Below are 7592 nucleotides of genomic sequence, written 5' to 3' on the forward strand. Positions count from 1 at the left end.
TGCCTGCTACGATCCACCGCGATGCTATTTTCTATAATGACCTTATTTTCACCAAGCAAAGCGTTTGTAAAGCAACAGCCAGAAACCTTCTCGCCTAACTTTAATCGTGTGCGCAATGATTATGTCCATTACGTCCCACGATAATAGAGGAGCCTCAGTGCTCCTCTTTTCGTTCCCTTTATCTTCTAACCTTCCAAATGCGCTGAGAAATAAACTTAATCAAGAATTTTTCCGATTCTTGCAACAATTCCATGATTTAAAAGGTAAAAAGGTTTATACATAATAATGTGTTATTTGAAATACTGAAATTATCATGACGCTCAAAGAAATCCTGAAAATTCCCAATGTCCGCTACTTCTTAATGTTTAGAAGCAGTTACTTTGCGCGTTTTTATTACCCTATCTTCACCCTACTCTATTTAGATTACGGACTAACCCTCTCTCAATTTGCCATGTTGAACGTGGTCTGGGCGGCTACCATCGTGCTTGCGGAAGTGCCATCAGGTGCGTTCGCCGATACCTTGGGTCGTAAGAAGCTTGTGGTACTGTCTTCTATAGTGATGTTCATTGAGATCGCCATGATCGCATTCGTGCCGACTGGAGACCCGAATCTTGTCTTTGTTGTATTTTTAGTTAACCGGATATTAAGTGGCTTAGCGATGGCATTGGCCAGTGGTGCCGACGAGGCATTGGCTTACGACACCTTGAAAGAGCAAGGCAACGAAGAATTATGGCCGCGAGTATTACAAATCCAACTTCGTATCGCCTCAAGCGTAGGAATCTTTGTTACCTTAATCGGTGCAGCTATGTACGATGTGAACTTTATGGCGAATATCTTTCAGGCTCTCGGATTAGCAGAACCAGAAGGCACCAAAGACTTGATGCGCATTCCTGTTTTTGCCACCCTATTTGTCGCGATGATCGCCATTTATGCTGCAATAAATATGCGTGAAGAGAAAAAGGCATTACCACATAACCAAACTAAATTAGCCGCAATCATAGCAAGCCTGAATTTAACAACTGATACTGGGAAATGGGTTATTGCTACACCTTATGTTTTGTTCATATTGCTCTATTACAGCTTATTTGAACATACCTCACGAATGTTCCTAACCATGAACAGCCAATACTATCTGGCAATTAATATCCCTATTATCTATTTCGGCTTTATCGGCGCAGGGATCAGTTTACTTAAAATCATATTGGCGGGGCAAAGCCGTAAACTAGCAGAAAGTATGCCACCAAAAACTTTCATTACGGTCATGGGGTTAGCGTGTATGGTAACTTATTACTGGATAAGTTTAGGATGGTCGATTTACGGGGTCATACCTGCGCTGATACTCATTTTTATCATCATGACGATGAACATTTTCATCAGCTATCATTTGAATAAAAAGACAGAGTCACACAACAGAGCCACAGTTCTAAGCTTTAAAGGTCTGATGTTTAACCTCGGGTACGGTTTAATTGGTATTTTATACGCCTACTATTATAAGTTGGTTTCTCAGGGGTATACTGCACAAGAAATAGAACAAAACCTCGATTTTTTGGCTTCATTATCTTCGTTTTTTTATTATTTCACTTTGCTGTTTGTTTCAATCAGTGCTCTCTTTTATTTCAAGAACAAAAAAGAACCTATTTTTTGACTTATTAGCAAACAGAACATGCATTAGCATTGCATGTCAGAAAAGGATTTTTAACTTGGAGGCATCGGAGATTTTGGGTTGATTTTCGCAATGAAATCCTCATAAATCAAAGTACTTCCATCCTTTCTCTGCCCTATGAATGAGTATATTTGAGTTTCAACCTCCAACAATAGATTTTGTATCCGTTGGTAACAATCATCAGAAACTCGTGTTGGCTTAATGCCCCGATTTTTTATCTCCGAGAGTTATTGCCGCTGAACAGTTTATTAGGCTTTATTACTCAAGATTTTTACCGCTATTTCCGGTGCTTTACTACTCAGAATAAACCGCAAACTGAAAACAATTCTTACCTGATTTTTTTGCTTGGTAAAGCGCTTCATCTGCACGGCGAAAAGAATCGTCTTTTACTTTTTCATGGTGAAGTGCAACACCACAACTGATTGTTACAGGTCGGTCAATTCCGAAATCATGACTTTCAATTGCGGCTTGAATTATCTTCATTTGCCTTTCAATGGCTGAGTAATCTTTCACCTCAAAGGTAATAAGAAACTCCTCACCACCCCATCGTCCTACTTGCCCCATTTGTTCGACTTTTTCTTCTAAAATACGTGATACTTGGATTAGTACTTGGTCACCTACATCATGACCATAGCTATCGTTGATGACCTTAAAATCATCCACATCAGCTATCGCAACCCATTGTACTTTATGAGGCTCTAATAACAGGGCTTCCATATGGCGGCGGTTGAATAATTGGGTCAACACATCAGTATGAGATAATGTTTGTAGCTTTCGATTTGATTCTTCCAGTAAGAACATCGTTTTACGACGTCCTGAATCATAGAAATAGGCAATAGAAAATAAAAACAAATAGATGATGGAAAGGTGAATAAAACTGATGGTATCAAATGGAACAGGAGGCCAATTATGCATATCAATCAAGCAAATATAAGCAATAATCGAAAAATTCAATAGACTGATAAAGGAGCCAAACTTGTAACCTAAGACAAATACAGCAATAACTGGCGTCAAGAGAGAAAAAGCCAGAGAAAATTCACGGTGCCCAGTTCCAATAATCATTAATATACTGATCGATGTCATAACTGAAACCATGATGGTCGCGGCAATTTTGGCACTGCGGTTTTGCCACAACCAGAAGTAGGCTAACAAACAAAAGCCCAAGCCAGTAGCTTCAATTGATGCCAATAGAGGGTTGAACGTTAGAATTATATTGTAATAAAGAAAGAAAATTAGTACGAAAGACAAAACACTCAAAGAAGCAAATACAAAAACACACTCCCTAAAGTCACCATGAGTTCGGCTTACACCAAGCCACTTTTCCAATTCATTAGTAAGCACTACGTTTCACGTCAATTCTATTTATAATACAAACAATATACATCAAGCTATTTAAAACGTCATTCCATTTGCTAAATTATGTCTGCAGAGCCCTCATATATACAAAGAAGAGATAAGCAGATTACTTTCCTCGCAATATATTGAGTGCTCATTTCAGGACTTCTTTATACAAACACTGATACTCTCTTGGTGGAAAACGGTACTCTTAATCAAAAGACCGCTTTATAGCCCAAACCACAAGAAAATGTAGAGATATCCAATTTTAGATGAGCCTAATGTCTCTACTATGTATATTATTCAAGCAGGGATAATTCCTTTTCTAATCTTTCAACCTCAAGTAACTCTTCTTCAATTTTCCTACGGTACTTCAATACCTTGTCATCCTCTTTGTAATCGAGGGCTTCATCAAGTTCAATTCGATATTCACTGATCTCACTTTCAGTGTCTTGAAGTTTTTCGAGTAACTCATCCTTTAAATCATCATTGGTGCAATATTCATAAACATGCTCTAAAGCATTACTCAAACCGGCAAGCTTATCGTCATGTCCTTTTAACTTAGCAATGTCCATTTTAGTCTCGATGATACAAGCCTTTTTTTCACAACCAATTTTTTCTGAACAATCAGATGCTAGTGCAGATAGAGGAAGAATAAGAGGAACAGATAATAGTATTTTGATGTAGTTTCGGAACATAGGAACAGCCTGTAATAGATTGAATGAAGTCTAGACCAGGAATGTACAGCCAAAGAGCATTTAGAACTATATTGTTTTATAGTCAAAAATTTACAGATGATATAAAGCCGTATAATTACAGCATTATAGTATGAATTCGATGCTTTTCTTTTTCATCTTTTGGCTGAAATAACGAAAGTATTTGAATGATTGGTCACCCGCTTCCGATAAATTTTGATAGAAGGGGTTACTGGCTAGTAAGCTAGGATCGACAGTAAAAAGGAACAACCCAAACATCGACCGCTTAGGTTCTAAATATAAATCGTAAAGAAATTGCGCCATTGCTGGGTCATGAACAGGAATTACGAGTGATTTTTTAACCATCTGCTCTGCCATATACTGGAGCACTTGCCGCCTAACTGACAAGCTCATAGAACCAACACTCAAAAGCATATTGGTTTTATCATCATAAACAATATGACCAATCATCAACCCCTTACAGTAAAAAACGAGGATCACAAGATCTTCAACAGAGAGATGATCTGCTTTATAAAATTTCAAAAAGTCTAAGGAATACAGTTTTGAATGGATCGATAAGATGTCATTCCAAGACTCACTTGGGATAGTTTTCACTGTATAAGAATCAACATTATCTATTGAATAACTGTACGAAACATCTTGATTAACTGGGATTTCGCTAAGCTTAACTGAGGGTGAAACCGTCTCGATTTCCTTTCTATCATACTCATAGTGCTGAGAGAGATAATTTGCAATACCTAAACGTCGAAGTAAGCTTGTTTGCGTTTCCCCTCTCTCCCACTTGCTGATCATAACCTGATTAACACCATCAAAAGCCCTGTGTGAACGTGCAAGTAAACAGGCAAAATCTTCTTGAGATAAATTACGTTCTTCACGGAGTCGTTTTAATTCTTTATGAAAATTCTGTCGATTCATTTGGGCTCTGCATTTAGTTAACGATCGGATTGATAACTCTTCATCGTAGTCTACGAATATAAGCGAATACGTTCTATTAAGGCAATTCTAAGTTCACGACATCTTCTAGCTTGTCGGCAAGTGATTTACATCTATTCATATGATATCTTAATTAAACCTTACACTTTAAATGGATTTAGATTTGGCAAGGACTAGCGTTAAACTAAATAGCACCAAGCTTAAGGATTATAGGCTTGGTCTAGGCTGTAGTCAGGCTCAGCTATGCAGGCGGTTTGAAGAGAAAAATATTCGCATCTCCATCGCCTCAATTAAAAGAATTGAAGGAGGCGCAGCGGTCTCATTTAGAGTAGCTCGTGAGGTTGCCGATTTTTATGGTGTATTATTGGGATCGATCCTTGCGGATGATGAGGTTCCGCTCGTTCATTTGAAACGAGAAAATAACCATTTTCAAACGTGCCTAGTTTGCGTTAATTTCAATGATAAAAGAGTAAAAAGTAACTATTTGATTGATGAATTAAGGAAGATAACTTCAAATATTATTTCACATTCAAATGCGAACATATTATTTAGATGTGAACGCACTAATTTACATAATGTAATCTACCTAATAAGTCAGCTAATTCGTTTAAAACAGGGGAAATCAAAGTTTGACGATATTGGTTATTCCATCATTGCAATTAAAGAATCTATAAATCAAGACAACGCGATTTTAACAGTTAATGATAGAGATCTGTGCGAACTATCGTTTATGCGGTATAAAGTTATCAATAAACAAATTCTGGTTGATAAAGAGCTTTATCATTACGTATTCCGATATTTTGATATAGAAGCCTTCAGCAGCCAATCTGTGATAGGTAAAGAGTACTTTTCTGTCTGCCTTTATGATAATCAGGTTTATGTAGCTGATACTCGATACTTCAAACACTGCCAATCAATCGTGCAAGACAATATAAATAGCGTGAACAAGAAGACATTCATTTCTGTTACTGGCTCGTCTGGCATGGGAAAGTCACACTGGATTCGTTATTTTGCGTCACTTTATAGCCAAAAAATTAGCGTATCTTCTGTATATATGGTGATCCCTAGCCCTGATAATGAATCGTCTCTGATTCCAAGAACTGCATTATTCCTTTGTACATGCCTTCACCTAAATTTAAATTCAACTATTGATGATATACAACGTAGGATCGCTGAGCGCTCTGTTGATTTCGACAATATCTCAAACTATAACGCTGCAGCTCGCATAAGAGAATTACTCGTAAATAAAGAAAAAACAAATAAGTCATATTTTTATCAAGATGTAGAAATAATCAAAGCAATAATTGACAATTCCAAAGCCAAGGTTTTTATATTTGATGGAACCTTCAGTATGTACGCCTACTACACTAAGGTGTTTGCTCTTGCATTTAATAAATCAAAATATCTAAAATGCATCATTACTTCTTCAATAAATGATTTAAAAAACGCTTTTGAACTAAAAAACATTGAACCTGTTCATTTCCCCGTACCAAAATTATGCCATGATGACTTAAGAAAATTAGTGAGGTCATGGTCTAATAATACAATCCCATCATTGAAAATAAATGAAATTATATTTAACTCAAATGAAAACCTCCATATCTTAAGACAAATTGTTCTAGAGTCCATAGACGACACTAAACTTAATTCAAAGGTTATTGAGCTTGCAACTGTCAAATTAAATGAACTTCCAACTGTTGCTTACGATCTTCTTGGTTTATTAGTCGTAGCTTTAGAAGCAAATTTCGAAAATATATGGGTTCGGATCATTGAGTTGAATAAAAAGGTCACATGGATGCTATGTGAGAGAGGGATATTATATAGAAATGACCATGAGTCCTATTCTATTTCTCATGAAAGCTACCTTCAAGCATTTAAGGTATCTACATCTCATAAAGTTATGGTGTCTTATATCCAACAAACAATGGATCTAATGAAAAACTCAAAAAAATTTGATCCTCTCTATATATTAAGAAGTGAAAACTACTTATATAGCATGATTGGTGAAGATAAGAGACTAATTGATAACATAACAAAAATGTACTTTAAGCCTACCAATACCACTATTTTTGACAATAGTATTTCTGATTTGAAAAATGGGTTGAAGGTTTCATGTAAGCATAACAGTTTCACTTATCATTCTATTTCAAGTTCGGTACAGGTTAGCTGTACCACTACGGCTTTTGGTATTGACTCTCCTATGACCAAAGCTATAGAGCAAAAGCATTCTAGGTTGGTTTCCTATATCAATGAAGAGGTAGATACTGCTTGCATATTTATAAACCTAATCCCTTTACTTAGCTCTTTAGAACTTAACTCATTCGAAAGGGTATTTAAGTCATCCGATACTAATCAATTAAATAATAATCAGAAAATAATGCTAAATGCTATCGGCTGCTGTGGGTTCTTACTGAAAGGTGAGATAATAGAAAGTGAGCGATTAGCTAGAATCGTTTATAAGCAACGTAAGTCTAGTCGCTACATAGACAGTAGGGTTATTGAAGATTCTCGCACCATAAATCATATGATAATTTTGCTATGTAAGCTTGCTAAAAAAGATCTTAAGGCATCAAAAACCCAATACGATACCATTGAGTTAATTATCCCAACGATTACACTCCCCATAAACAAATGTATATTAATCGTCGCCCAGCTCTACTATCTTCTTGAAATAGACGCACTAGATATGATTTACGATAAGTCCATGGCCCTATACGATATATCTTCAAAAGACAACATCAATGGCTTTAAGAGTATCGCTATGACATTTATTGAATGGGAAAGGTCAATAAACAGTGCAAACAGTGCAAACAGTGCAAACAGTGCAAATATTACAAAGTTTATAAGTTGTTATAATCAAATTATTGCTCATCACCATTTTAACTTCTTTTATCCTATTTTTGTTACTATGCTTAAAAAATTAAATATTTACAGTAATTACAAAC

Annotated in this window: 5 protein-coding genes; 2 read left to right on the forward strand and 3 right to left on the reverse strand. The window is 36.2% G+C overall.

From position 1 onward, the window contains the following. Positions 1-313: 313 nt before the first annotated feature. The gene (locus F0226_RS12750; protein WP_171735997.1) at positions 314-1645 is read left to right on the forward strand and encodes an MFS transporter; all 1332 of its coding nucleotides are present in this window, start codon (positions 314-316) and stop codon (positions 1643-1645) included. 312 nt (positions 1646-1957) lie between these two features. Here F0226_RS12750 and F0226_RS12755 read toward each other — a convergent pair whose 3' ends face one another. The 3 genes from F0226_RS12755 to F0226_RS12765 form a co-directional block, all read right to left on the reverse strand. Next, positions 1958-3004, reverse strand: a complete 1047-nt coding sequence (locus F0226_RS12755) for a GGDEF domain-containing protein (protein ID WP_171735998.1) — start codon at positions 3002-3004, stop codon at positions 1958-1960. Between the two features lie 293 nt (positions 3005-3297). Continuing rightward, positions 3298-3696: a DUF1090 domain-containing protein gene (locus F0226_RS12760; protein WP_171735999.1), complete on the reverse strand. Its 399-nt coding sequence runs from the start codon at positions 3694-3696 to the stop codon at positions 3298-3300. Between the two features lie 123 nt (positions 3697-3819). After that, positions 3820-4629: a helix-turn-helix transcriptional regulator gene (locus F0226_RS12765; RefSeq protein ID WP_171736000.1), complete on the reverse strand. Its 810-nt coding sequence runs from the start codon at positions 4627-4629 to the stop codon at positions 3820-3822. A gap of 181 nt (positions 4630-4810) precedes the next feature. Here F0226_RS12765 and F0226_RS12770 point away from each other — a divergent pair. After that, on the forward strand, positions 4811-7592 hold a 2782-nt coding region (locus F0226_RS12770; RefSeq protein WP_171736001.1), incomplete at its 3' end, for a helix-turn-helix transcriptional regulator.

The sequence above is a fragment of the Vibrio sp. 99-70-13A1 genome, from assembly GCF_013114625.1.
GTDB lineage: Bacteria > Pseudomonadota > Gammaproteobacteria > Enterobacterales > Vibrionaceae > Vibrio.

Coding starts and splice junctions, on each gene's coding strand:
- F0226_RS12750 (WP_171735997.1), top strand. CDS start 314: ATGACGCTCAAAGAAATCCTGAAAATTCCCAATGTCCGCTACTTCTTA.
- F0226_RS12760 (WP_171735999.1), bottom strand. CDS start 3,696: ATGTTCCGAAACTACATCAAAATACTATTATCTGTTCCTCTTATTCTT.
- F0226_RS12765 (WP_171736000.1), bottom strand. CDS start 4,629: ATGAATCGACAGAATTTTCATAAAGAATTAAAACGACTCCGTGAAGAA.